The organism is Vreelandella maris (genome assembly GCF_013371085.1).
Taxonomy (GTDB): Bacteria; Pseudomonadota; Gammaproteobacteria; order Pseudomonadales; family Halomonadaceae; genus Vreelandella; species Vreelandella maris.
Genome location: NZ_JABWCV010000008.1, coordinates 26,019 through 52,213 on the forward strand (window position 1 = coordinate 26,019; position 26,195 = coordinate 52,213).

Below are 26,195 nucleotides of genomic sequence, written 5' to 3' on the forward strand. Positions count from 1 at the left end.
GCCATGCAGTGGCAGCAACGACTGTTGGCGCTACTGATTGCATGTTTGCCGTTCGCCGAAGTGGGGGCTTCCCCCGCTTCGGCGTCGGCGTTTATGCGCCTAGCCGTCGTGACCCAACAAGGCGACACCCTGGTAGATGAAGCGGTACCTGCGGGTGGTCGCTGGTGCATTAAATGGCAGCACTCCGTCGAGCATTTTACGGTGTTGGATTGCTATCGTAATGCGGCCGGTGTCATGCAACTGGAGCGTAGTCATCAACCTGATTTTGCCGCCGGGCTCGGGCATATCTTTGGCCGCGGTGAGCAGGTGTCTGACGGTGAAGGCGGTTACTGGATTAAGGGTATTAACGAGCCAGTCGCCAATAACCGGTATGTGTTGAGAGTTGGCTCTCCTGCCGTCAACCATCGCGTCGTGTGGCCCGATGGGGAGCATGCGCCGGTGAGCCTAAGTGACCACGCGGCTGGGCAACGCGTGACCATTCAGCTAATCGCCCCTCACGCATCCCCGCGTGAATAAAAACGACATTAGTTAACGCTTCCGAGGACTTCATGAACGAATCCAAGCAACCGCCGAGCGTGATGCCGGGCGGTAATGCGATTCAACCCCGCATGGTGCTGTGGTCAATAACCATTGTGGCGGTGGGTCTCTCCCTATTTCAGCTCTATTCTGCGGGTATTCAGCCGTTAGGGCTTTTTTATCAGCGCAGCATTCACCTGGCATTGATCATGATGCTGGCGTTTTTGATGTTTCCCGCCTTTGGCCCGACCCGCAAACGGGGCGTGTTAGGTTGGGGGCTGGACGTGGTGTTTTTAGCCGGTGCGGTGCTGACCGGCGGCTACTTGGTTTTCAACCTGGATGAGATATTCAGCCGTGCCGGGTTTTGGAACAGTACCGATATTCTGGTTGCCTGTATTGCCACGGTAACCGTGCTGGAAGCCAGCCGTCGCGCGGTAGGCTTCGGTATGACGGTGATTGGCCTGCTGGCGATCGTTTATGCCTTTGCCGGGCCGCGGGGTGAGCTGCCATGGCTGGGCGAGTGGATGCCGGGCATTCTGGAACACCGCGGCTACACCTTTGATCGGGTCGCCGGTCAGCTGTACCTGGGGCAAGAAGGCATCTTTGGCCTGCCGCTAGGCGTTGCGGCGACCTATATCTTTATCTTTGTGCTGTTTGGTGCCTTTTTGGAGTGTACCGGGGCAGGCAAGTTCTTTATCGATATGGCCTATGCGGCGACGGGCCGCCAGCGTGGTGGCCCCGCCAAAGCAGCGGTGCTGGCCTCCGCCGGGATGGGGTCTATTTCCGGCAGTGCGATTGCTAATGTGGTCACCACCGGTGCCTTTACCATTCCGCTAATGAAGCGCTTGGGCTACAAGGCCAAGCAGGCGGGCGGTATCGAAGCGGCGGCGTCGACTGGTGGGCAGATCATGCCACCGCTAATGGGCGCCGGGGCGTTCTTGATTGCCGAATACACCAATACGCCTTACCTGGATATCGTCAAAGTCAGTATCCTGCCAGCGATTATGTATTTCGCCACGGTTTACCTGTTTGTTCACATCATTGCGCTTAAGCAAGGCATGCAGGGGTTACCCAAGGACGAACTGCCGCAGATGCGCCAGGTAATGAAAGAGGGCTGGCACTTCCTGCTGCCACTAGCGGTGCTGGTGTGGCTGCTGGCGATGAGCATGTCGCCGATGCGGGTAGGCTACTACGCAGTGGTCACCATGGTGGCCGTGGCGGTGATTCGCTATGCGCTGTGGTTCTTCTTTGTAGCGCCTCGCCAAGGCCAGCCGGTGACTGCCTCGGCGGTGAAAGATACCATCCGCGCCGGTATTGCCAAATTGATCGAAGGTTTGGAGTTGGGTGCGCGTAACGCGGTCGCGGTGTCAATGGCCTGTGCGGTGGCCGGTATCATCGTCGGGATCGTTGGCTTGACCGGTCTCGGGTTGAAGTTCTCTTCCATGATGTTGGCTTTCTCCGGCGGTAATATCTTACTGGCACTATTAATGGTGCTGCTGGCTAGCCTGGTGCTGGGCATGGGGCTGCCGGTTACCGCCAGCTATATCGTCTTGATCGTGCTGGTGGGCCCTGCGCTTACCCAAGAGTTTGGTATCCCGCTACTGGTCGCTCACTTAGTGGTGTTCTGGTACTCCCAAGACTCCAACGTGACGCCGCCCATCGCCTTGGCAGGCTTTGCCGGGGCGGCGATTGCGGGTAGTAAGCCGATGGAGACCAGCTTCCAGGCGTGGAAGTTTGCTAAGGGGCTCTACCTGATTCCGCTGTTTATGGTCTTCAATCCAGAGATCATTATGGGCGGGCCGGTACCCGTGGTGATCTGGAACGCAGTGATCGCTATTTTGGCATTGGGTGCTTTTGCCGCAGCCTTGGAAGGGTACTTGTTTACCCGCATGTCTTGGCTGCCGCGCATCGCGATTACCGCCGCGATTATTGCCGTGTTCTACCCCAATCTGCTCAGCGAGATTGCCGGTGTGGCGGTAATGGTGGTTGCCATTGGTGCTAACTGGTTGGCCAGCAAACGCGAATCACAGGCAACCCCCGTTAGCGGTTGATTGTTAGCGGTGAACGAAAACCCTAGCAAGAAACGAAAAGGCCCGGAGTTTAGCTCCGGGCCTTTTGTTTGGTGAGAGAAAGGTTGGCTGGGTTAGAAGATCGACTCGGCGGTGCCTGACCCCTGTGAACCGCTGGCTTCTTCAAGCTCACGGCTAATGCGGCGCTGCTGGTAATCTGGCAAATGATCCTGATGGAACAGCTCAGAGATACCACCAGACTGACCGTCCGCTAAACGCTGGCCGGTGTTAGGGTCCACGCGTGCCGTAACGATAGTCTCTGGGCGTTCGGGCACGGCACTCGGCGTACCTTCCAAGGCATCGCCCATAAACTCTATCCAGATGGGTAGTGCGGCCTGAGCCCCATATTCAGAAATGGTTTCGTTACTATCCTTACCCACCCACACCGTGGTTACCAGGTTGCTGTTGAAGCCCGCAAACCAGGCATCACGCTGGCTGTTAGTCGTACCGGTTTTGCCGACGATATCGTCACGGTTAAGGCTTAGCGCACCGCGGCCAGTGCCCGAGGTAATAACGTCACGCAGCATATCGCGCAAGATATACACCGCGGCCGGGTCGGCTACTCGTTTGGCGATCGGGTACTCGCGACCATCAATTTCCACCGTCTCCTGACCCTCGGCACAACTGGAGCAGGCAACCTGGGGGGTCGCTTCATCGATGACTTCGTTATCATCATCACGGGTTACTCGCTCAATAAACCAAGGTGACACTTGAAAGCCACCATTGGCGAGCACTGCGTAGGCGTTGGTCATTTCCATCGGCGTTAAGCTGGCACTGCCAAGTGCTAATGATAAGCCGTTGGGGAGTTGGGCGGGGGAGAAGCCGAAACCTTCCAAGAAGTTAATTGTGTAATCCAGCCCCATGGTCTGCAGCACACGGATGGTCACCAAATTGCGCGAGCGGGCCAACGCTGGGCGTAAGCGCATGGGGCCTTGGAAGTCGCGGCTAGAGTTGACCGGCCGCCACAATGAGTTACTGCCATCGTCAAGTACCACGGGGGCATCGTTAACCACGCTGGCGGCGTTCATCTCGCCATTTTCAAGGGCCGCTAAATAAATAAACGGTTTGAAGATTGAGCCCGATTGACGCCGGGCCTGGACAGCACGGTTGAACTTACTGGCATTAAAGTCAAAACCGCCCTGCAGAGCCAAAATAGCGCCTGTTTGCGGGTCTTGCACCACCAGCGAGCCTTCGGCATCCGGGAGCTGAGAGAGGCGCAGCGAGCCATCATCATTCTCAATCACGCGGATTAGATCGCCACGTACCGCAATCTCAGCCGCTGAGCTTGGCTCGGCACCACGGCTACGCGGGCTCAGATAAGGACGAGCCCAGTTCAAGCCCTCCCAGGCAATGGTCTGTAGGCCACCACGGCGGGTAAGCACCTGCATTTCGCGATCGCTGCTCTCGACCACAATAGCGGGTTGGAGAATGCCGTAATTGGGCGTGCGTTCAAGCACCTGGACCCAGTTACTGACGTCACCCTCGATCCCCTCGACCTCCGTTTGGCTGCGCTGGGCGGCCTGACGGGCGGTCTGACGAATTTCCGGCGACTCGGAAAGTTCCTCTTCAAGGCCTTGGGTCGCGGTTTGCTCCTGTGCTTCCACAAGACTGGAGGCAATGTCGCTCTGCTCTGGCCCGCGCCAGCCGTGACGCAGGTCGTAGTCCGTCAAACCATTGGCCAGTGCTTGGCGGGCGTAGGGCTGCAGCTCGCTATCAATGGTGGTGTAGACACGATAGCCGCCGGTGTAAGCCTCATCGCCAAAGCGCTCTACTGCATACTGGCGCGCCATTTCCGATACATAAGCGGCATCAACCTCGGCTTGGGTAAAGTGGCGGCGTGCGGTGACGGGGTCCTGCACCGCGACTTGATAAGTCTCGTCGTCGATATAACCCAGTTCACGCATGCGGAACAGAATCCAGTTACGACGAATGAGCGAACGCTCGGAGTTAGCCAGCGGGTTGAAGGCAGAGGGCGCCTTGGGCAAGCCAGCAATCATCGCTGTTTGTGCCAGATTCAGCTCGGCGAGCGGTTTGTCATAATAAGTTTCAGCGGCGGCAGCGATACCGTAAGCGCGATTACCCAAGAAAATCTTATTGACGTAAAGCTCGAATATCTCCTCTTTATTGAGTACCTGCTCCATTTGCAGTGCCAGCAGAATTTCGCGAATTTTACGCGTAAAGGTCTGGTCCAGCGTCAGCATGTAGTTACGCGCGACCTGCATGGTGATGGTTGAACCACCGGATTGGATGGTGCCGCCACTCTGCACAAGCTCCACCGCGGCCCTGGCTAAACCACGCGGGTCGACACCCGCGTGGTCGAAATAACTGGCATCCTCGGCGGCAATCAAGGCATTGATCATATCCTGTGGGATTTGATCAAAATTGATCGCCATGCGACGCTCTTCACCAAATTCGCCAATCAATTTACCGTCCTGGGTAAAAATACGTAGCGGCGTGTGCAGTTCGAAGTCCTGCAGTTGGCGAACGTCGGGCAGCCCCGGTGCAAAGTAAATGGCGGCGCCTACTACGGCTAACGCAGTGGCACCGACTAGCGATACAATCAGGAAAAAGAGCGACACAATAAGGGTTCGAAGAAACGTCATGTACGAAGGGCACCCTGGAAAGAATAAAAAGATAGGCATCTAAACGGCCGTATCATGCAATTGGCTGCCATTATAGGAACCTGAGGCGGCGGCCACCAGTGTTGATATGCCGTAAGTTGGTTCGCGTGTGACTTAACTAAAAATCATGTAACCTCAAACGACATGTGAAGACAGGCGACAAGTAGGCGGAGCCGAACCCAATATGCGCTTTCTGAAATCTGGTAAAGGGTTGATCGGCGTCGATATTACATCAGCGACCGTAAAGCTGCTTGAGCTAAAACAGTGCCACGATAACTACCAAGTAGAAAGCTACGCGGTGAGGCCGTTACGCGAAGGCGCAGTGGTCGAACGCCGTATTCGCGATATTGATGACGTCGCCAGTGTACTGAGCCGGGCCGTGGAGCATGCCAAACCCTCTACCCGCAAAGCAGCAGTGGCCGTTCCCGCCAGCGCCGCGATTACCAAAACGTTGACCTTTCCTATCGGGCTAAGCGAAGAGGAAATTGAAGAGCGCATTGTGGCTGAATCCGACCGCCATATTCCTTTTCCGTTCAATGAAGTGGCATTCGACTTTGAATTCCTTGGCCCCGCCCCCTTTGACGATGAGCAGCAGCAAGTCATGCTGGTGGCCTGCCGTCAGCAGGATGTTACCCAGCTCACGGAAACGTTAGAGCGCGCTGGCTTAGAGCCTTCGGCAGTGGATGTGGAAACCTTTGCCATGGAGCGTTCGCTTGCCGAATTGCGTCGCCAGCTAAAGGTAGAGAATGACCCGACCGCCTGCGTTGGCTTGGTAGACATTGGCGCTAATATGAACGCCTTTCACGTTGTCCGTGGTGGCCATATTGTTTATACCCGCGACACCGTTTTCGGTGGCCGCCAGCTTACTGACTCGATTCGCGAGCGTTATGACTTGAGCATGGAAGAGGCCGGTTTCGCTAAAAAACGTGGTGGACTACCTGATGATTACCATGAGCGCGTCCTCAATCCTTTTCTTGAAACCGTGGTGCAGCAGGTGGGGCGCTCCTTGCAGCTTTACTATACCGCCGGGCGTCAGCAAGAGGTGCAACACATTGTGTTGGCAGGCGGGTCGAGCGTGATTCCTGGGCTTGCCGAACGGATTGCTGAAGATAGTGGTATGTCGGTGACCATTGCCAACCCCTTCCAGCGCATGCGGGTCAATAAGCGCTTAAACCTTCAGGCGTTGACCAATGATGCGCCGGCGATGCTCACCGCGGGTGGCTTGGCAATGCGGGTGAGCCAATGAGCATGAATATTAACCTGCTGCCCTGGCGGGAAGCGCAGCGTGAGCGAAATACCCGCAAATTTTATGTCGTCGTGATCGGTATGCTGATACTGGGCGTCGCGCTGGGGCTGCTGATCTCCCATTATTACCAGCTTAAATTGGTGGCCCAGCAGCAGCGCAATGCTTATGTGAGTGATCATATTGAACGCCTTAATGCGGATATCGCGGGCGTGTCACGCTACGTAAGTGATGCCGAACGCCTAGGTGAGCAGATTGCGGTGTTTCAGGCGTTACAGAATGAGCAAACAGCCACTGTGCAGTTGTTTAATGACGTGGCTAATAGCGTGGCTAACGGCGTTATTTATCAACGGTTAGCTAAAAACGGCGCTCAAGTCAGTGTCACAGCGGTGGCCGGCAGCGAACGCCAGGTCTCTGAGCAGTTGCGCCGTATTGCAGCGCTGCCAGGGTTGGGCGTGCCTTCGCTGTCGGCGGTGGAGAGCGAACAGAACGGCGCTGGTCGCGTGTTTCGTTTTGATGTGGAGCAGACCACAGTCGCGGTGCCGCAAGGCGCTGCTCAAGATGTGGAAGAGCAGGGTGTGGCAGAACAGGATGAGGAAGAAGAGGGGGCGTCATGAGCCTTAATCGCGAGCAGTGGGCTATCGAGTGGCAGCGCCTGCGCGATGTCGATTGGCGCGATTTAGACATTAAAGAAGCCGGTGGATGGCCATTGCTGCTAAAAGTGTTGAGCTGTTGTTTGGCACTGCTGGCAGCATTGAGCGTTATGCTGTGGTTCGTTGTGAGCGAACAGCGGGAAGCCTTTAGGGCGGCGCAGCGTGCAGAGGTTAGGCTGCTGAGCGAATACCGCAGTAAAGCCTCGGAAGCCGCCTTTTTACCGGAAATGCGCGAACAGTTGGCGACTCTGGAGGGGCAAATAGCGCGTTTACGCACAATGCTGCCCACCGATGCGGAGATCCCTTCACTGCTTGATAGCATTAGCGATGCCGCCGTTGACAACCGGCTCACCATTGAAACGATTCGGCTGCGTCCAACGCTAACCCAGCCCCATTATGTCGAGCAGCCGCTGGATATACAGGTACGCGGTGACTATCACCAGTTGGCACGCTTTAGTGCTGATATCGCGTCGTTACCCCGCATGGTGACCCAGCACGATTTTACCTTGGAGCCGGTAGAGGAGCGTGGCGATACGCTGCGCCTTTCGCTACTGGCCCGCACTTATCGTTACCTGGAACCGGGCGACCAGCCCCCAACTGACGGGGCGGAGCCACTATGACGCGCACAGCTAAGCTCATAGGAATAATGGTAAGTGTGGTGCTGCTCACGGCCTGTGCGGATGCCGAGTTAACTCAGCTGGAACGCACGTTGGCCAATATTCGTCAGTCACCAGGCGGTCAGCCGCCGGTCATTGCGGTTGCGCTGCCTGAAAGTCGTACCTTGGCTTATTTGTATAGCGAAGACCGCAGCCCCTTTTTACCGCCAGATGCCATTGCTCAGGATGACGCTAATCGTAGCGAGGGCGCGCTTGCGCCTGACCAGCAGCGTACCCCTGAGCCACTAGAGCGCTTTTCTCTGCAGGACCTGCGTTTGGTCGGTACGATGCGTATGGCGGGGCGGCAAGTGGCGATGATCGCCTCTCCTGATGGCAATGTGACCAGCGTGAAAGAGGGCAACTATATGGGCACCGACTATGGACGCATTGCCCAGATAAGCGCTCAAGAAATTCGTGTTACCGAGCGTGTCTTTACCCAGCGGGAAGGTTGGCAACAGCGGCAAGTGTCGCTTGCTATCAACGAAAACAACGAGTAAGCGGATATTAGCTCATGGCAGTTACAGTTTGGCGAATCACTTTTTTAATGACCATGGCCGCCCTATTTTCACTGTTGCCTTCATTGGCAGTAGCGTCAGTGTTGACGGATGTTGACGTGCAGCCCGCCGACAGCGGTGGCGCCAACGTTGATCTTAGCTTCACTGGTGGCGTGCCCGAGCTGCGCAGCTACCGTTTGGAATCACCGCCGCGTGTCACGTTTGATTTGGCTGGCACCCAAAATGGGCTCGCCACCCGACGTTTGAGCATTAATAGCCACGGCGTCGAACAAATTACCGCCCTTGAAGGCAATGGCCGCACGCGCTTGGTGGTCAATCTCAGCGAACCGCAGGCATTTACGACCAGCGTGCAGGAAGGTCGGTTACGTATTACCTTTGCATCTGGCGCAACCCCCGCGCCGACCGCATCGCCTAACCCTTCGCCCACGCCCTCAGCCGGTGTTTCTTCGGCGGGGCTTGAAACCGACGAAGGGCCACAAATTGAAAATATCGATTTCCAGCGCGGTGCCGATGGTGCTGGTCGCTTGTTGGTTACCTTTGACCGCGAAGGGGTTGAGGCGAACGTCCGAGAAGGTGGCCCTGACCAAGTGCTGGTTGACCTGCGCGACGTGGCGATTCCGGATTCGCTTAATCAGGTCTACGATGTCACCGATTTTGCCACGCCAATCACCCGGATTACGCCCCGCGCCAACCAGGGCGACACCCAGTTAGCCATCGCCACCCAGGGCGCTTATGCGATGATCTCTTCGCAAAGTGGCCGCACGCTGACAGTGGAAGTGCAGCCCGCCAGCCAGGAGTCACAGCCCTCTCAGGCGACAGGCGAGCGCTTCAATGGCGAACGCTTGAGTCTTAATTTCCAGGATATCGAAGTGCGTTCAGTGCTAGCGACGCTGGCTGAATTTACCGGGCTGAACTTGGTTGCCAGTGACAGCGTCACCGGCCGTGTGACGCTCAACTTAAATGATGTCCCGTGGGATCAGGCGCTCGCACTGATTCTGCAAAGCCAGGGGTTATCGAGCCGTGAACAGGGCAATGTGATTGTGGTGGCGCCCGCCAGTGAGTTGGCTGAGCTAGAGCGACAAGAGCTAGAGGCGCGTAACCAGCGTAAAACCCTTTCCCCGCTGGTGACTGAGTTTATCGAGATCAAGTATGCCAGGGCTGAGGATTTGGCCCTGCTGCTGCGTGGCGGCGATGGCTTTGGGCTGCTCACCGAGCGCGGCCGTGTCAGTATTGATAATCGCACCAATACGCTGCTGGTACAGGATACCGCCGATCAGGTGCGCGATATTGTACGCACCATCGACCGTTTGGATGTCGCCGTTCGCCAGGTACAAATAGAAGCGCGCATTGTCATCGCCCGAGACACCGCTTCACGCGAATTGGGTATTAACTGGGGGATGTCGAGCACACGCGGTTTTCAAGAAGGTGAAGATGGCAATTTCACTCGTCGTGATATCAATCCTAATGGCATCAACCGTGCCCAAGGCGGTTTGGCCGTCGATTTGGGTGCCGCTACGGGGCCAGGCACCGGTTTTAGTTTTGGCTATTTATCTGGCGATATCTTATTGGATTTGGAGCTGCGCGCGCTGGAGAGCGAAGGCAAGAGCCAGACTATCTCCCAGCCTCGCATTATTACCGCCAATCAGCGTACTGCCCGCATCAGCCAGGGTGAAGAGCGCGCCTTCCAGAGCGTGGATGGCAACGACAACCCGGATACCGAGTTCAAAGAAGCCGAGCTCTCGCTGGAAGTCACGCCGCAGATTACCCCGGATAACCGCATTATCATGGATCTGGTCATCAAAAATGATAGCTTCCGTGAATCAGAATTTGGCGGCGAACCACCGATTGATACCAATCAGATTGAGACCCAAGTGCTGGTTGATAACGGCCAAACAGTGGTATTAGGCGGTATTTTAACCACCGAAGAGCTGCGTCAAATTGCTAAAACACCGCTATTGGGTGATATTCCTTTGCTGGGTAGACTGTTTCGCTATACCGAAGAGAGCAATGAGAAGGTAGAGTTGTTAGTCTTTATTACTCCACGACTCCTAGACGATGGCTTAACGGTTCGCTGATGCAGGATTTACCCAATTTATTTCTCATAGGCCCCATGGGGGCCGGCAAAAGCACCATTGGCCGCCTATTGGCGGCGGAGCTTTCGCGCCAATTTTTTGACAGTGACCACGCCATTCAAGACCGCTGCGGGGCGGATATTCCGTGGATTTTCGATGTTGAAGGCGAGCAGGGCTTTCGGCTGCGCGAAATCCATATGATTGATGAGTTAACCCGTCTCTCCCCCGTGGTTGTCGCTACCGGCGGCGGGGCGGTGCTGCGCGAAGAAAATCGCCGCGCACTGCGCGAGCGCGGCACCGTGGTGTATCTGTTGACCACCGTCGACCAGCAGCTAAAGCGGACTGCGAAAGATCGCAATCGCCCGTTGCTACAGTGCGCTAACCGCGAACAGGTACTCAATGACATGTTTGCTCAGCGCGACCCGCTCTATCGTGCCACTTCGGATATTGCTGTGCGCACCGACCGGCGCAGCCCGCGGGCGGTGGTGAATGAGATCCTGCGCCGGGTGCATCGGCTGGTGGACCCGCTTGAACCCTCCTCTTCGCCTCATTCGGCTGGACCGCTTAACCATAATAAGGTATCGCAATGACCTCGACCGCCAGCGCGCAACGCACACTTCAGGTTGCTTTAGATGAGCGTAGCTACCCGATTCATATTGGCACCGGGCTGATCGGTCAAGCGGATACATTGACGCCTTACCTGGCGGGAAATCAGGTAATGGTGGTCACTAACGAGACTATCGCGCCGCTCTACCTGGAAAAACTCTGTGCTAGCCTGCCGGAGCATTTAGATGTGCGCACAGTCGTGCTGCCTGATGGCGAACAGTACAAAACCATTGAGCAGGTCAGCCGCATTTGGGATGCGCTGCTTGAAGCTGGCTTTAACCGCCGCTGTACTCTGATCGCCTTAGGGGGCGGGGTGATTGGCGATATGGTCGGTTATGCAGCCGCTTCCTATCAGCGCGGCGTGGCGTTTATCCAGGTGCCCACCACGCTACTTTCCCAGGTGGATTCGTCGGTAGGGGGCAAGACCGGCGTTAACCATCCACTGGGTAAGAATATGATTGGTGCCTTCTGGCAGCCCAAAGCCGTGCTGGTGGACATCGATACCCTGAAGAGCCTGCCGCGTCGCGAGCTTTCCGCTGGCCTTGCCGAGGTTATCAAGTACGGTTTTATCCGTGATGAAGCGTTTTTAAGCTGGCTGGAAGCCAATATGCCCGCGCTACTCGACGTAGAACCGGAAGTAGTCGCCGACGCTATTGCGCGCAGTTGCCAAATCAAGGCAGATATCGTTGCCGAAGATGAAACCGAGCAGGGTGTGCGTGCACTGCTCAACCTGGGGCACACGTTCGGCCACGCCATTGAAGCCCATCAGGGCTACGGCAATTGGCTGCACGGCGAAGCCGTAGGCGCGGGCATGGCCATGGCGGCTACGCTCTCAAACCGGCTGGGTTGGATCGATGAAGCAGCACTAGCGCGTAGCCTGGCGGTCATTGAGAGCGCCGAGTTGCCGTTAGCAGCACCGGCCAACATGGCGAGTGAAGACTTTTTAGCTCGTATGCGGTTGGATAAGAAAAATATCGATACGCGGTTGCGTCTGGTGCTACTTAACGCCCTGGGCGATGCCTGCGTTAGCGATGCCACGCCCGTTGATGTTCTCCGCACACTGCTGGATGACTATCCGCGCCGCTAAGTGGCCTATCAATTCCTTTCTATTACTTTCTCCTTCCCGGCAAAGCTGCTCCCTAGCGGGGCAGTTTTAACAGTTTCTTTGCGCTGAGAAAGCTGTCTGTAAACTTAACCCGGTTGCTACGTTTTCAATAATCCGTATGCCTTATGCGCTATCGGCATGGGCGGTTTTCTGTGAATGAGACTAAAGTCTAATGGAAAATAAAGAGTCCAAAAGTGTCGTTTCTTTTCGTTACAAGCCTTTGAAGTATATGTATTTTTTTCTTGAATGAGAGTGCAAATACAGGATTTGAAAAGAGTTTCTCTAACGTTATAAGCACCAGATGATTGCGCAACGTGGGCGCTAATCGCTATGCTGACCGGCCATTTTCTTGCGGCAGCGAACGTGGGAAACACCCATTCTGGGCAGGTTATAAGCATCATAAAAAAGCAAAACCGTCCTTTATACCATAAGCACGCTGCTAAAAAAATACGTTGACTAGTAGAGGCACGCCCATGAATAGAGGTCTTCACCAGCCTGGCGAGTTTCGCGATAACTGTGGTTTTGGCCTGATTGCCCATATGGAAGGCCAGGCTAGCCACGATTTGCTGAAAACTGCCATTGAATCATTGACCTGCATGACCCACCGGGGTGGTATCGCTGCCGACGGAAAGACCGGCGACGGTTGTGGCTTGCTACTTAAAATGCCCACTCCTTTTATGCAGGCGCTGGCCAAAGAGGCGTTTGACGCTGAATTGGGCGAACGCTTTGCTGTGGGCGTGGTGTTTCTGCCCAACGATGACGCCCGTGAAGCAAATGCCCGCGATACCTTAACGCGTGAGCTTGAAGCGCGCGGCCTCAACGTGTTGGGCTGGCGCGATGTGCCTACCGACCCCAGCGTTTGTGGCCCCATGGCGCTGGACTGCCTGCCGCGTATTCGTCAGCTTTTTGTACAGCCTGGCCTGGGTGAGCACTTCGATGTTGATCTCTTTATGGCCCGTCGCCGCGCCGAGCAGGCGCTGCGCGACGAAGAAGACTTCTATGTCGCTTCGCTATCGTCGGAAGTCATCTCCTATAAAGGCTTGGTGATGCCAGAAGATCTGCCGGCCTTTTATCACGACTTGAATGACCCGCGCCTGGAAACTGCCATTTGCGTTTTCCACCAGCGCTTCTCTACCAATACCGCGCCGCGTTGGCCGCTGGCACAGCCGTTCCGGCTGTTGGCGCACAATGGTGAGATCAACACGATTGAAGCCAACCGCGGCTGGGCGAACTCGCGTAAAGCCAACTTCGTTAACGAGCGCCTGCCGGATATCGCCGAGCTGGACGAAATCGTCAACACCACCGGCTCTGACTCCTCCAGTATGGATAACATGTTGGAAGTATTGCTGACCGGTGGCATGGAGCTGCACCGCGCGGTACGCATGATGGTGCCGCCCGCCTGGCAGAACGTAGAGACCATGGACGCTGAACTGCGTGCTTTCTACGAATACAATTCCATGCACATGGAACCGTGGGATGGCCCGGCGGGCGTGGTGATGACCGACGGTCGCCAAGCGGTGTGTATGCTGGACCGTAACGGCCTGCGCCCGGCGCGCTGGGTGATTACCAAAAACGGCTATATCACGTTGGCATCGGAAACGGGCACCTACGGCTATAAACCGGAAGACGTGGTGGCCAAAGGCCGTGTTGGCCCCGGCCAGATGCTTGCCGTAGATACCCAGACCGGCGAAGTGCTGCATACCACCGATATCGATGAGCGCCTGAAATCCGCCTATCCTTATAAGCGTTGGTTAAAGCAGGAGGCCAATTATTTAGAATCGGCGCTAACCGAGCTTGCGCGTTTCCAGAGCATGGATGCCGATTCGCTCAACGTTCAGCAGAAACTGTTCCAAGTGAGCTTTGAAGAGCGCGACCAAGTGCTGCGTCCGCTGGCGGAAAGTGGTCAGGAAGCCGTTGGCTCTATGGGCGACGATACACCGATGGCGGTGCTCTCCAGTCGTCCGCGCCTGCTGACGGATTTCTTCCGGCAGAAGTTTGCCCAGGTCACCAACCCGCCGATCGATCCGCTGCGTGAAGCGATCGTGATGTCGTTGGAAACCTGCTGTGGTGCTGAACTCAACGTCTTTAAAGCGACGCCTGAGCACGCGCATCGCTTGATCTTGACCACGCCGGTGCTGTCGCCACGCAAATTTACCGCGTTGGTCAGCCAGGATGATCCGGCGTTTGCCAGCCACACCATGTCACTGGGTTACGATCTTGAGCAGCAGAGTCTTCATCAGGCGCTCAAGGCGCTCTGTGAAGAGGCCGAAGCACAGGTGCGCGCTGGTAAAGTCATTCTGGTACTCACCGATGCCGAGCTGGCGAAAGGGCTGATTCCCATTCAGGCTGCTCTGGCTGTGGGTGCTGTGCACTCTCACTTAGGCCGTTTGGCGCTGCGTCCCAATGCCAATATCGTGGTGGAAACTGGCTATGCCCGTGATGCTCACCAAATGGCAGTGCTGTTTGGCGTGGGCGCGACGGCGGTTTATCCGTGGCTTGCTTATCAGGTCATGGCGGATATGCACCGTACCGGCGAGCTAACCGGTAACCCGGCTGATGGCCGCGAGAATTACCGTAAAGGCCTGCAGAAAGGCTTGTTCAAGATCCTGTCTAAAATGGGTATCTCGACGCTGGCCTCCTACCGTGGCTCGATGTTGTTCGAGGCGGTGGGCTTGGCGGACGAAGTAATGGATCTCTGCTTTGTCGGTATGGCCTCGCGGATTCAGGGCGCCGGTTTTGCCGAGCTGCAGATGCAGCAGGCGCTGCTGGCGAAAGACGCTTGGATTCCGCGTAAAGGGATTTCTCAAGGTGGCATGTTCAAGTATGTTCACGGCCACGAGTATCACGCTTATAACCCTGATGTGGTGATGTCGCTACAGGCGGCGGTTCAGGAAGGCAGCTACACCAAGTGGAAAAAGTTTGCTCAAATGGTTAACGAGCGTCCGGTCGCCACCATCCGCGATCTACTCAAGCTCAAGCCTGCGGAAACCCCGATTGCGCTGGAGGAAGTAGAGCCGGTTGAAGAGCTGCTGCCGCGTTTTGACAGCGCGGGTATGTCACTGGGTGCGCTTTCACCGGAAGCCCACGAAGCCCTGGCCCAGGCGATGAACGAAGCCGGTGGCCGTTCCAACTCTGGTGAAGGCGGCGAAGACCCGGCTCGTTACGGCACTATTCGTAGCTCGAAAATCAAACAGATCGCTTCTGGCCGCTTTGGTGTTACTCCCGCTTATTTGGTCAATGCAGAAGTGTTGCAGATCAAAGTCGCCCAGGGCGCTAAGCCCGGTGAAGGTGGTCAGCTGCCCGGCGGTAAAGTGAACCAGTTGATTGCCCGGCTGCGCTATGCGGTGCCCGGCGTCACGCTGATTTCACCGCCACCGCACCACGATATTTACTCTATCGAAGATTTGGCTCAGCTGATTTTTGATCTTAAGCAGGTCAACCCAGATGCCCAGGTATCGGTGAAGCTGGTGTCTGAGCCGGGTATCGGCACGATCGCTACCGGGGTGGCCAAGGCCTATGCGGATTTGATTACCGTGTCCGGCTATGATGGCGGCACGGCGGCCAGCCCGCTGACCTCGATCAAACACGCCGGTTCTCCTTGGGAATTGGGCTTGCCTGAAGTGCACCAAGCGCTGCGTATCAACGGCCTGCGCGACAAGATTCGCCTGCAGACCGATGGCGGCTTGAAAACCGGCCTCGACGTAGTGAAAGCCGCGATTCTGGGTGCTGAGAGCTTTGGTTTTGGTACTGCACCCATGGTGGCGTTGGGCTGTAAATATCTGCGCATCTGTCACCTCAATAACTGCGCCACCGGTGTCGCGACCCAGGATGATTTCCTGCGTGATGAGCATTTCCGTGGCACCGTGGATATGGTCAAAAACTACTTCCGCTTTATCGCCGAAGAAGTGCGTGAGCTGATGGCCATGCTGGGTGTACGTAAGCTGACCGATCTAATCGGGCGTACCGATTTGCTTGAAGTGTTGGAAGGCAATACCGCTTCTCAGCGTAAGCTTGATTTAACGCCGCTGTTAGCGAATGACTTTGTGCCTAAAGATGCGCCGCAGTTCTGTAAGGTCAGCCGCAACGTGCCGCATGACCCCGGTGCCAAGAACCAGGAAGTGCTGGCAGCGCTGAAAGACGCCATCGAAAATCGCTCGGGCGGTGAGTTCGACTTTACCATCACCAACTGTGACCGTAGCGTGGCAGCGCTAACGTCTGGCGCGATTGCCAAGCGCTATGGTGAAGAAGGGCTGGAAACGGCGCCGATCACTGCTCGCTTTACTGGTGTAGCAGGCCAGAGCTTTGGGGTGTGGAATGCGCGTGGCTTGAACCTGTATCTCGAAGGCGACGCCAACGATTACGTCGGCAAGGGCATGAACGGTGGCAGTATCGTGATTGTGCCGCCCAAGGTCAGTCAGTTTGAGAGCCATAAAACGGCGATTATTGGCAATACCTGCCTTTACGGTGCAACGGGCGGTACCTTGTTTGCCGCCGGTACCGCGGGTGAGCGCTTCGGGGTGCGTAATTCCGGTGCTTCAGCAGTCATTGAAGGCGCAGGCGACCACTGCTGCGAATACATGACCGGCGGCTTGGTCTGTGTGCTTGGTGAAACCGGCGTTAACTTTGGCGCCGGTATGACCGGTGGGTTTGCCTATGTGTTGGATGAAGAGCGCACCTTCGTGGACAAATACAACCACGAGCTGGTGGAGATTCATCGCGTTAACACAGAGGCCATGGAGGCGTATCGTCGTCACCTTCGTGAAATGATCGAAGCCTACGTGGCCGCGACGGGTTCCGCGCGCGGGGCGGCTATTTTGGAAGACTTCAGCGACTATGCGCGCCACTTCTGGCTGGTGAAGCCAAAAGCGGCCAGCTTAGGTAGTTTGCTGGATCAGTCTCGGCGTCAGCCGCAATAACTCGCTTATGCCCCTCACGCTGACAGGAGAGAGATCATGGCTAACCGTTTAAATAACGATTTTCAGTTTGTCGATGTGGGTCGTAAGGACCCACAGAAAAAAGATGCCCGCGCCCGTGCCAAAGAGTTCGCGGAAATTTACGAGCCGTTCAAGCCTACTGATGCGGCGAGCCAGGCGCACCGCTGCCTGCATTGCGGTAACCCGTACTGCGAGTGGAAGTGCCCGGTGCATAACTACATCCCCAACTGGCTGCAGTTGGTGGTGGAAGGCAACATCATCGAAGCCGCAGAACTTTCGCACAAGACCAACTCGCTGCCCGAGGTATGTGGCCGCGTATGCCCGCAGGATCGTCTGTGTGAAGGCGACTGTACGCTGAACGACGGGTTTGGCGCGGTGACCATTGGTTCGGTAGAGAAGTACATCACCGATACGGCGTTCGCCATGGGCTGGCGCCCGGATATGTCTCACGTGACCTGGACCGATAAGAAGGTCGCCATTATTGGTGCTGGCCCTGCGGGCTTGGGCTGTGCCGACATTCTGGCCCGCAACGGCGTCAAGCCGGTGGTGTTCGACAAGTACCCGGAAATCGGTGGCCTGCTGACCTTTGGTATTCCCGAGTTCAAGCTCGAGAAAAGCGTGATGGAGCGCCGCCGCGCGGTCTTTGAGGAAATGGGCGTCGAGTTCCGCCTCAATACTGAAATCGGCACCGATATCGAGTTCGAAACCTTGATGCAGGAGTACGACGCGGTATTCCTGGGAATGGGCACTTATAAATACATGGAAGGCGGCTTCCCTGGCGAAGACCTGCCGGGCGTTTACAAAGCGCTGGACTTCCTGATTGCCAACGTCAACCGCTGCCTGGGCTTTGAAAAAGATCCCAACGACTATATCTCCATGGAAGGCAAGCGCGTAGTGGTGCTGGGCGGCGGCGATACGGCGATGGACTGTAACCGTACGTCCATTCGCCAGAACGCTACCAGCGTGACCTGTGCGTATCGTCGTGACGAGGGCAACATGCCGGGGTCGCGCCGTGAAGTCTCCAATGCCCGTGAGGAGGGCGTGGAGTTCCTGTTCAACCGTCAGCCGGTGGCGGTCGTCGGTGAAGAGAAGGTTGAGGGCGTGAAGGTGGTGCGCACACGCTTGGGCGAGCCGGACGAAAATGGCCGTCAACGTCCTGAAGTGGTGCCCGGTTCTGAAGAGATCATCGCGGCGGATGCCGTGGTTATCGCCTTCGGCTTCCAGGCCAGCCCTGCGCCGTGGTTCGATAGCTCTAATATCCAAGTCGACGAGCGCGACCGCGTCACTGCACCGGAACACGGTCAGTATGCCTTCCAAACCAGCAACGAAAAAATCTTTGCCGGTGGCGATATGGTGCGCGGCTCTGATTTGGTGGTCACGGCAATTTACGAAGGCCGCCAGGCAGCTGAAGGTATTCTGGATTACTTAGGCGTGTAATTTGTCTTAACCCTGGCTGAGTGGGGCCGAATTGGCCCCGCGACTACCCCGGCATCAGGCCAACGCGAGGGCGCTGTGAACCCATCCGTGGGCGCTACTTTCGCCATCCCTGGCGAAAGACCCTCGCTTAGGCCTGATCCCGGCGTCGCTATGTGCAACGATCTATTGGCTATCTTCGGCAGTTCAAATTGAGCCTTAGGTCGTAATCTGCTAGTCTGTCGACCCATCCTGGCGTGGCTTTCTGCCGTGCCTTCTGATCACGTTTCGACAGGTTATCCATGACACGATATATCTTCGTGACCGGCGGCGTTGTGTCCTCTCTCGGGAAGGGCATCGCCTCCGCCTCGCTTGCGGCGATTTTAGAGGCCCGCGGCCTTAAGGTCACCATGCTCAAGCTCGACCCGTACATCAACGTGGATCCGGGCACCATGAGCCCTTTCCAGCACGGTGAGGTGTTCGTCACAGAAGATGGCGCCGAAACCGACCTTGATCTCGGGCATTACGAGCGCTTTATTCGCACCAAGATGACCCAGCGCAATAACTTTACGACCGGCCGTGTTTACGAGCACGTACTGCGTAAAGAGCGTCGTGGCGATTACCTTGGCGGCACCGTTCAGGTCATCCCGCACATCACCGACGAGATCAAGCAGCGCGTTTACGCGGGCGGCGAAGGTTTTGATGTGGCGCTGGTGGAAATCGGCGGCACCGTCGGTGATATCGAATCACTGCCTTTCCTTGAGTCCATTCGCCAAATCCGTAGTGAACAGGGCGCCAACCGTGCGCTGTTTATGCACCTGACCCTGGTGCCCTACATCAAAACGGCGGGTGAGACCAAAACCAAACCGACCCAGCACAGCGTTAAAGAACTGCGCTCCATTGGTATCCAGCCGGATATTCTGATTTGCCGCAGCGAAGTGGAGCTGGAAGAGAGCGAGCGTCGCAAAATCGCCCTGTTCACCAACGTTGAAGAGCGTGCCGTGGTGCCGCTTCAGGATGCCGATACGATTTATCGCATTCCGCTGATGCTTCATGAACACGGTCTGGACGAAATCGTTTGCGATAAGCTGCGTCTGGAAGCCCCGGAAGCAGATTTATCCGAGTGGGTGAAGGTGCTTGATGCCAAGCTCAACCCGCTCAAGTCAGTCAGTATCGCCATGGTCGGTAAGTACATGGAGCTGCTGGATGCCTACAAGTCGCTCAACGAAGCGCTGATTCACGCCGGCATCCAAGGTCGCATTAAGGTCAATGTCGACTATATTGACTCCGAAGACATCGAGCGTCACGGCACTGAGCGCTTGGCGGGCAAAGACGCCATTCTGGTGCCCGGCGGTTTCGGCGAGCGCGGCGTGGAAGGCAAGATTATGACCGCCCAATTCGCGCGTGAAAATAACGTTCCCTATCTAGGCATTTGCCTGGGCATGCAGGTGGCCGTGATTGAATTTGCGCGCAACGTGGCAGGGTGGAACGATGCCAACTCCACCGAGTTCACCCACGATACCCAGCACCCGGTGGTGGGCCTGATTACTGAGTGGTTGAACCCGGAAGGCAAAATCGAGCTTCGCGATGCGGCGTCTGATTTAGGCGGCACCATGCGCTTGGGCGGTCAGGTCTGTCATCTGGAATCCGGCACCAAAGCGCGCGAAGCCTACGGCTCGGATGAGATTGTTGAGCGCCACCGTCACCGTTTCGAGGTCAATAATCAGTTTATTGATGAGCTCGAGAAGGCGGGACTGGTTATTTCGGGTAAGAGCGTCGACCAATCACTGGTCGAGGTTATCGAGCTGTCGGATCACCCTTGGTATGTGGCCTGTCAGTTCCACCCGGAATTTACCTCCACGCCGCGTGATGGTCACCCGCTATTCTCGGGCTTTGTGAACGCCGCGTTAGAGCATAAAACTGCGCGTAATCGCGCCCATGCGCATTCTCAGGAATAAGAGGGCAACAGCATGGCTTCTCAAGAGCGATCTCAAGAAAGAAATCAAGAGCGTCACATCAACGTTGCCGGCCTAACCGCCGGCAATTCATTGCCGTTAATGCTGCTGGGTGGCATGAACGTGCTGGAGTCGGCTGAGCTTGCCGACGAGGTTGCCCAAGCCTACGTCACGGTGACCCAGAAACTGGGTATGCCCTACGTTTTCAAGGCCAGTTTTGACAAAGCTAATCGCAGCTCGATTCACTCCTATCGCGGCCCGGGCATGGAGAAAGGGCTGCAGATACTGGCCGATATCAAAGCCCGCCACAACGTGCCGATCATTACCGATGTGCATGAGCCTTGGCAGGCTGAAGCAGCCGCTGAAGTTGCCGACATTATCCAACTACCGGCCTTTTTGGCCCGCCAAACTGATTTGGTAGTCGCGATGGCCAAAACCGGCGCGGTCATCAATATCAAGAAGCCGCAGTTTTTGGCACCCCATGAAATGCGTCATATCCTGAGTAAGTTTCAGGAAGCAGGTAACGACCAGCTGATGCTCTGCGAGCGCGGCTCAAGCTTTGGCTATAACAATCTGATTGTTGATATGCTGGGCTTTGGCGACATGAAGCAAACCGGCTATCCGGTATTTTTCGATGTGACCCACGCGCTGCAACGCCCTGGCGGCCGTGCCGACAGCGCAGATGGTCGTCGGGCGCAAGTGGCTGAATTAGCGCGCGCAGGCGTGGCTGTTGGCCTTGCAGGGCTGTTTTTAGAAGCTCACCCTGACCCTGATAACGCCAAATGCGATGGCCCTTGTGCACTCCCGCTGGATCAGTTGGAGCCGTTTTTAACTCAGCTTGCCCAACTGGATGCGCTGATAAAAGGGTTTGAGCCGCTAACCATCCGTTAGCGTGTGGTTTGATAAGCCATGTTTTTGCTGATTAGGGCGTTATATTAATAATTTTATCTGACTTACCGTTAAGGAAACTGCCATGACCAAAATTGTTGCTATCAGTGCGTTGGAAGTGCTGGATTCGCGTGGTAACCCAACCGTACAGGCGAATGTGCGTCTTGACAGCGGCGCTGTTGGTGAAGCCTGCGCGCCCAGCGGTGCCTCTACCGGCTCACGTGAAGCATTAGAGCTGCGCGACGGTGACAAGTCGCGCTATCTGGGCAAAGGCGTGCTGAAAGCAGTCGAGGCGGTCAATGGCAAGATTCGCGATGCATTGTTGGGCATGGATGCGCGTGATCAGCGCGGTTTAGACGATGCCATGCTGGCGCTGGATGGCACGGAGAATAAAGCGAACTTGGGCGCGAACGCGATTTTGGCCGTTTCCCTGGCGGCAGCTAAAGCCGCTGCTAACGCCAAAGGCGTACCGCTGTATGCCCACATTGCCGAGCTTTACGGTCAGCCGGGTCAGTACAGCATGCCGGTGCCGATGATGAATATCATCAACGGTGGTGAACACGCGGATAATAACGTTGATATCCAAGAGTTTATGGTTCAGCCGGTGGGCGCGCCTAACTTCCGCGAAGGGCTGCGCATGGGCGCGGAAATTTTCCATGCTCTGAAAAAAGTGCTTTCGGCGAAAGGCCTCTCTACCTCCGTTGGCGACGAGGGCGGCTTTGCGCCGAACCTGGCGTCTAACGCTGATGCGCTGGCAGTCATCAAACAAGCCGTTGCCGATGCTGGCTACGAGCTGGGTAAAGACGTCACGCTGGCGCTGGACTGTGCCTCTTCCGAATTCTACAAAGACGGTCAGTACAACCTTTCCGGTGAAGGCAAAAGCTACGATGCCCAAGGCTTTACTGATTACCTAGCAGGCCTGTGCGCCGATTACCCAATCGTGTCTATCGAAGATGGCATGGACGAGTCCGACTGGGCAGGCTGGAAAGCGCTGACCGACAAGCTGGGCGATAAAGTGCAGCTGGTGGGTGACGATCTGTTCGTGACCAATACCAAGATTCTCAAGCGCGGTATCGATGAGCAGATCGGTAACTCTATCCTGATTAAGTTCAACCAGATCGGCTCGCTCTCCGAGACCCTGGATGCCATCAAGATGGCCCAGGATGCAGGCTTTACGGCGGTAATTTCGCACCGCTCTGGTGAAACGGAAGACACCACTATTGCCGATTTGGCGGTAGGTACCTGCGCCGGCCAAATTAAAACGGGTTCACTGTGCCGTTCTGATCGCGTTGCCAAGTACAACCGTTTGCTGGTGATTGAAGCGGAACTAGGGGATGTGACCTATCCTGGCCTAAAAGCGATCAAAGGTCAGTAAAGTGCCAATATTGAATGAGGTTTGTAAGTGATGTCTCAAGATTTTGTAAGAGATGTCTTACAAAAGCCGACGAGAATCGCTTGGTTTAAGGTAAGAAAAAGCGAAATTTTCCACTAATTAAAATTTAAGCTTTTGTTTTTAAATATAATTATGGAATTAAGGCGAGTCGCCAAGACTCGCCTTTTTGCATTTTGGCTTTGTTGAGAAGCCTACATGATCTGCCACAATACACGCAGGACAAGGGGAGGCAAGGATGCTTCAGACAGGATGCAACGGGATGTAGGACGGATGCGCCGGGCGATGCAGAGAGGTGAGCCCCGGCAGGGAAGACATCTGAGGAAGTTGATACAGGGAGTGGTCAGAGGAAGTGCTTGGAGCGGGCGGCCTACGGGTCGCCTTTTTTTTGCCTCTCATTTGGCAATGCACGCTTGGCAACCCCATAAAAAACCAGCGCTTTTTCCAAAAAAAGCGCTGGTTATAAAGTAGCAGCAGAGCAGGAGTGAGTTAAACTTAGCGCTCTAACTTCTCAAGCTTACCGGGCTTGCCGTCCCACTCTTCGGCGTCAGGCAGCGGATCCTTCCTTTCGGTAATATTGGGCCATACTTCTGACATTTCAGCGTTAATCTCAATAAACGCCTCTTGCCCATCCGGCAGCTCATCCTCTGAGAATATCGCCTCAGCGGGGCATTCTGGTTCACACAGTGCGCAGTCAATACACTCGTCAGGGTGAATGACCAGGAAGTTCGGGCCCTCGTAGAAACAGTCGACCGGGCAGACTTCCACACAGTCGGTGTATTTGCACTGGATGCAGTTCTCGGTAACGACAAACGTCATCTTGCTATCCCTCTTGCAGGGCCAGGTAGCTCCTGGCCATGGTCAATCGTGAATGGTTATAAATCAGCCGTTTTTTATAAGCTAAAAGTTTGAGCGACATTCTAGTGGTGCGCCTACCTGGCGGCAAGCGCCTTATGGGCTTCTGTATAACCTACTATATGTACTATTAGATCAGGTCTCGCCACTGATACAACAGCGCGAGCGCTTCCCGCGGCGTTAAACCATCCATATCGACATTTTCCAATGCCTCCACCACCGGGTGCGGCGCGGCTGCAAACAGGTCGTTTTGCTGGGGAGCCGTTCGTGGCGCTTGCGCTGTGTTATCTACATCGCGCTGCTCCAGGCTCATCAGCTTCTCACGGGCCCGTTTAATCACATGGCCAGGTACGCCCGCTAATTGAGCAACCTGCAAACCGTAACTCTGGCTAGCCGGGCCTGCTTCAATGCGGTGCATGAACACGATGCTGTCGCCATGCTCGGTCGCCGTTAGGTGGATATTGGCCACACCCTCCATGTGTTCAGGCAGGGCGGTCATCTCAAAATAGTGCGTGGCAAATAGTGTTAGTGCACGCCCCTTGGCAAGATGTTCCGCACTCGCCCAGGCCAGCGATAACCCGTCAAAGGTGCTAGTGCCGCGGCCAATTTCATCCATCAAAATCAAGCTTTGCTGGGTGGCATTGTGTAAAATATTGGCCGTTTCGGTCATTTCGACCATAAAGGTGGAGCGCCCGCCCGCGAGGTCATCCGACGAGCCAATGCGGGTAAATATCCGATCCAGCGGGCCGATCTCGGCGGCATCGGCGGGCACAAAGCTGCCGCAGTGGGCGAGCAGAGCAATCAACGCTGTTTGCCGCATATAGGTCGATTTACCACCCATATTAGGGCCAGTAATAATCAGCATATGCTGGTCGGGGTTAAGCGTAACGTCATTGGGCACAAAGGGCGTTTCGCTAACCTGTTCAACCACAGGGTGCCGCCCCGCCTCGATACGAATGCCGGTGGCCTCGCTCAGCGTTGGGCGCACCCAGCTCAACGCCTCGGCGCGTTCGGCAAAGGCGCACAGCACATCCAGCTCCGCTAACGCTTGAGAGGTGTTTTGTAGCGCGTGAAGACTGTTATTCAGTTCACCCAGCAGGCGGTCATAAAGCCATTTTTCACGGGTCAGGGCGCGGGATTTAGCCGACAGCGCCTTATCCTCAAACTCTTTGAGTTCAGGAATGATAAAACGCTCGGCGTTTTTCAGCGTTTGGCGGCGAATATAGTCAGCGGGCGCCTGTTGCGCCTGGGAGCGTGGCAGCTCGATAAAGTAGCCGTGTACGCGGTTGTAGCCGACTTTGAGATTGGCAAGCCCGGTACGTTCGCGTTCGCGGGTTTCCAGCCGAACAAGATAGTCGCCCGCATTCTCGGCCATGCCCCGGTGCTCGTCGAGTTCGGCATCAAAGCCGTTGGCGATTACCCCGCCATCGCGGATCACTACCGGCGGGTTCTCAACTAGCGCGCGGCTGAGCATGTCAGCCATTTCAGGGTAAGGGCGGATATGCGGGCGCAGGCTATCCAGCGCGCTGCCGTTCTCTACCTCGCCCAACTGCTGTTCAAGGGTAGGCAGAGTGACCAGGGCGTCACGCAGACGCGCCAAATCCCGTGGCCGGGCGCTGTACAGCGCGACCCGGGCCAGAATGCGCTCCACATCGCCCACATCGCTCAACGTCTCGCGCAGCGCCATGTAGGCGGCATCCAGGCATAGCAATGCCACGCCTGCATGGCGGTTCTGGACAATCTCTCGTTGGCGCAGCGGACGGTTCAGCCAGCGTTTGAGTAGCCGCGAGCCCATCGCAGTGGTGCAGGTGTCCAGCACGCTCGCCAGGGTGTTGTCGCTATTGCCTCCCAGGTTAATATCGATTTCCAGATTACGGCGGCTGGCGGCGTCGATCACCACCGCATCGTCGCGATTCTCGACGCTAATCGCGGTCACGTGGGGCAGGCGCGAGCGCTGAGTGTCGCGGGCGTAATCAATCAGCACTCCGGCGGCAATCAGTGCGGTGGTTAAGTGTGCGCAGCCAAAGCCGCGTAAATCCTGCACTTCAAACTGATCGCACAGGCTGCGGGTGGCGCTCTCCAAATCAAACAGCCACTCGCCCTGGCGACGCAGGCTGCGCTTTTGCGACCAGGCATCGGGTAGGGTCAGGCTTTCGGGCACCAGCAACTCAGCAGGGGAGAGACGGGTAAGCTCTGCTAGCATCTCCGCTTCGCTCTCGACTTCCAGTACATTGAAGCGGCCGCTAGAGAGTTCCAGCCAGGCAAGGCCCCAGCTATCTTTACCGGGGGAGACTGATACCAGTACGTTGTCGCGGCGGGCATCGAGCAGCGCTTCATCGTGGAGCGTGCCGGGGGTGACGATACGTACTACTTGGCGATCAACGGGGCCTTTGCTGGTAGCGGGGTCGCCAATCTGCTCACAAATGGCAACTGACTCGCCACCGGCGACCAGACGCGCCAAATAGCCTTCAGCGCTATGGTAAGGTACGCCTGCCATCGGGATGGGTTTGCCGCCCGATTGGCCGCGCTGGGTAAGCGTAATGTCCAGCAGTGCGGCGGCGCGCTTGGCGTCGTCGAAAAATAGCTCATAAAAATCCCCCATTCGGTAAAACAGCAGAACCTCGGGGTGTTCGCGTTTGATCTTTAAATACTGCGTGATCATTGGCGTGTTAGGGGGAATGGCCTGTGACATGGGCGTCCTGAT

The 26,195-nt window shown here is 56.3% G+C and carries 17 protein-coding genes; 14 read left to right on the forward strand and 3 right to left on the reverse strand.

The genetic code is table 11. The features are described from left to right. The first annotated feature begins 3 nt into the window (after window positions 1–3). Together HUO07_RS08565 and HUO07_RS08570 are read left to right on the forward strand one after the other, a co-directional pair. A complete protein-coding gene (locus HUO07_RS08565; protein ID WP_176303227.1) occupies window positions 4–516 on the forward strand; it encodes a DUF1850 domain-containing protein in 513 nt (170 codons plus the stop codon). Between the two features lie 32 nt (window positions 517–548). Next, the gene (locus tag HUO07_RS08570; RefSeq protein WP_176303228.1) at window positions 549–2,567 is read left to right on the forward strand and encodes a TRAP transporter permease; all 2,019 of its coding nucleotides are present in this window, start codon (window positions 549–551) and stop codon (window positions 2,565–2,567) included. A gap of 92 nt (window positions 2,568–2,659) precedes the next feature. Here HUO07_RS08570 and HUO07_RS08575 read toward each other — a convergent pair whose 3' ends face one another. After that, window positions 2,660–5,188, reverse strand: coding sequence for a penicillin-binding protein 1A (locus HUO07_RS08575; protein WP_176303229.1), 2,529 nt, complete (start codon window positions 5,186–5,188; stop codon window positions 2,660–2,662). A gap of 202 nt (window positions 5,189–5,390) precedes the next feature. Here HUO07_RS08575 and pilM point away from each other — a divergent pair, with 202 nt between their 5' ends. The 12 genes from pilM to eno all read left to right on the forward strand — a co-directional run bounded on the left by pilM (window position 5,391) and on the right by eno (window position 22,621). Then, window positions 5,391–6,452 (forward strand): type IV pilus assembly protein PilM, encoded by a 1,062-nt coding sequence (gene pilM, locus HUO07_RS08580; protein ID WP_176303230.1) that lies wholly within the window; start codon window positions 5,391–5,393, stop codon window positions 6,450–6,452. Further along, window positions 6,449–7,066: a PilN domain-containing protein gene (locus HUO07_RS08585; protein ID WP_176303231.1), complete on the forward strand. Its 618-nt coding sequence runs from the start codon at window positions 6,449–6,451 to the stop codon at window positions 7,064–7,066. The genes pilM and HUO07_RS08585 overlap by 4 nt, the downstream gene beginning before the upstream one ends. Further along, window positions 7,063–7,722 carry a type IV pilus inner membrane component PilO gene (locus HUO07_RS08590; protein WP_176303232.1) on the forward strand — a complete coding sequence of 220 codons (660 nt, stop codon included), beginning with the start codon at window positions 7,063–7,065 and terminating at the stop codon, window positions 7,720–7,722. The genes HUO07_RS08585 and HUO07_RS08590 overlap by 4 nt, the downstream gene beginning before the upstream one ends. Next, complete coding sequence (locus tag HUO07_RS08595; protein WP_176303233.1) at window positions 7,719–8,255, forward strand: pilus assembly protein PilP; 537 nt, start codon at window positions 7,719–7,721, stop codon at window positions 8,253–8,255. Before HUO07_RS08590 ends, HUO07_RS08595 begins: the two co-directional genes overlap by 4 nt. Window positions 8,256–8,269: 14 nt before the next feature. Further along, window positions 8,270–10,348 (forward strand): type IV pilus secretin PilQ, encoded by a 2,079-nt coding sequence (locus tag HUO07_RS08600; protein WP_176303234.1) that lies wholly within the window; start codon window positions 8,270–8,272, stop codon window positions 10,346–10,348. Beyond that, window positions 10,348–10,935 carry a shikimate kinase AroK gene (gene aroK / locus HUO07_RS08605; protein WP_008958864.1) on the forward strand — a complete coding sequence of 196 codons (588 nt, stop codon included), beginning with the start codon at window positions 10,348–10,350 and terminating at the stop codon, window positions 10,933–10,935. Before HUO07_RS08600 ends, aroK begins: the two co-directional genes overlap by 1 nt. Further along, window positions 10,932–12,038, forward strand: coding sequence for a 3-dehydroquinate synthase (gene aroB, locus HUO07_RS08610; protein ID WP_176303235.1), 1,107 nt, complete (start codon window positions 10,932–10,934; stop codon window positions 12,036–12,038). The genes aroK and aroB overlap by 4 nt, the downstream gene beginning before the upstream one ends. Window positions 12,039–12,529: 491 nt before the next feature. Next, window positions 12,530–16,972, forward strand: coding sequence for a glutamate synthase large subunit (gene gltB / locus HUO07_RS08615; RefSeq protein ID WP_176303236.1), 4,443 nt, complete (start codon window positions 12,530–12,532; stop codon window positions 16,970–16,972). Window positions 16,973–17,008: 36 nt separating this feature from the next. Beyond that, on the forward strand, window positions 17,009–18,427 hold the full coding sequence (locus tag HUO07_RS08620; RefSeq protein WP_035564444.1) for an FAD-dependent oxidoreductase: 1,419 nt from the start codon (window positions 17,009–17,011) through the stop codon (window positions 18,425–18,427). A 278-nt stretch (window positions 18,428–18,705) separates the two neighbouring features. Continuing rightward, entirely contained in the window at window positions 18,706–20,361 is a 1,656-nt protein-coding gene (locus HUO07_RS08625; protein ID WP_176303237.1) for a CTP synthase, read from the forward strand. A gap of 12 nt (window positions 20,362–20,373) precedes the next feature. Next, window positions 20,374–21,249 (forward strand): 3-deoxy-8-phosphooctulonate synthase, encoded by an 876-nt coding sequence (gene kdsA, locus HUO07_RS08630; RefSeq protein WP_176303238.1) that lies wholly within the window; start codon window positions 20,374–20,376, stop codon window positions 21,247–21,249. An 82-nt stretch (window positions 21,250–21,331) separates the two neighbouring features. After that, window positions 21,332–22,621, forward strand: a complete 1,290-nt coding sequence (gene eno / locus HUO07_RS08635) for a phosphopyruvate hydratase (protein WP_176303239.1) — start codon at window positions 21,332–21,334, stop codon at window positions 22,619–22,621. Between the two features lie 510 nt (window positions 22,622–23,131). On the opposite strand, the gene fdxA is transcribed toward eno, so the two are convergent. Both fdxA and mutS read right to left on the reverse strand, forming a co-directional pair. Then, window positions 23,132–23,455, reverse strand: coding sequence for a ferredoxin FdxA (gene fdxA, locus HUO07_RS08640; protein WP_176303240.1), 324 nt, complete (start codon window positions 23,453–23,455; stop codon window positions 23,132–23,134). 166 nt (window positions 23,456–23,621) lie between these two features. Further along, on the reverse strand, window positions 23,622–26,183 hold the full coding sequence (gene mutS / locus HUO07_RS08645) for a DNA mismatch repair protein MutS (protein ID WP_176303241.1): 2,562 nt from the start codon (window positions 26,181–26,183) through the stop codon (window positions 23,622–23,624). Window positions 26,184–26,195 lie beyond the last annotated feature (12 nt).

Bases quoted from the DNA above. Each gene is read 5' to 3' on its own strand.
- pilM (WP_176303230.1), top strand. From the start codon at position 5,391: ATGCGCTTTCTGAAATCTGGTAAAGGGTTGATCGGCGTCGATATTACA.
- aroB (WP_176303235.1), top strand. From the start codon at position 10,932: ATGACCTCGACCGCCAGCGCGCAACGCACACTTCAGGTTGCTTTAGAT.
- HUO07_RS08570 (WP_176303228.1), top strand. From the start codon at position 549: ATGAACGAATCCAAGCAACCGCCGAGCGTGATGCCGGGCGGTAATGCG.
- HUO07_RS08595 (WP_176303233.1), top strand. From the start codon at position 7,719: ATGACGCGCACAGCTAAGCTCATAGGAATAATGGTAAGTGTGGTGCTG.
- HUO07_RS08565 (WP_176303227.1), top strand. From the start codon at position 4: ATGCAGTGGCAGCAACGACTGTTGGCGCTACTGATTGCATGTTTGCCG.
- kdsA (WP_176303238.1), top strand. From the start codon at position 20,374: ATGGCTTCTCAAGAGCGATCTCAAGAAAGAAATCAAGAGCGTCACATC.
- fdxA (WP_176303240.1), bottom strand. From the start codon at position 23,455: ATGACGTTTGTCGTTACCGAGAACTGCATCCAGTGCAAATACACCGAC.
- HUO07_RS08600 (WP_176303234.1), top strand. From the start codon at position 8,270: ATGGCAGTTACAGTTTGGCGAATCACTTTTTTAATGACCATGGCCGCC.
- HUO07_RS08620 (WP_035564444.1), top strand. From the start codon at position 17,009: ATGGCTAACCGTTTAAATAACGATTTTCAGTTTGTCGATGTGGGTCGT.
- eno (WP_176303239.1), top strand. From the start codon at position 21,332: ATGACCAAAATTGTTGCTATCAGTGCGTTGGAAGTGCTGGATTCGCGT.
- HUO07_RS08575 (WP_176303229.1), bottom strand. From the start codon at position 5,188: ATGACGTTTCTTCGAACCCTTATTGTGTCGCTCTTTTTCCTGATTGTA.
- HUO07_RS08590 (WP_176303232.1), top strand. From the start codon at position 7,063: ATGAGCCTTAATCGCGAGCAGTGGGCTATCGAGTGGCAGCGCCTGCGC.
- mutS (WP_176303241.1), bottom strand. From the start codon at position 26,183: ATGTCACAGGCCATTCCCCCTAACACGCCAATGATCACGCAGTATTTA.
- HUO07_RS08625 (WP_176303237.1), top strand. From the start codon at position 18,706: ATGACACGATATATCTTCGTGACCGGCGGCGTTGTGTCCTCTCTCGGG.
- aroK (WP_008958864.1), top strand. From the start codon at position 10,348: ATGCAGGATTTACCCAATTTATTTCTCATAGGCCCCATGGGGGCCGGC.
- gltB (WP_176303236.1), top strand. From the start codon at position 12,530: ATGAATAGAGGTCTTCACCAGCCTGGCGAGTTTCGCGATAACTGTGGT.
- HUO07_RS08585 (WP_176303231.1), top strand. From the start codon at position 6,449: ATGAGCATGAATATTAACCTGCTGCCCTGGCGGGAAGCGCAGCGTGAG.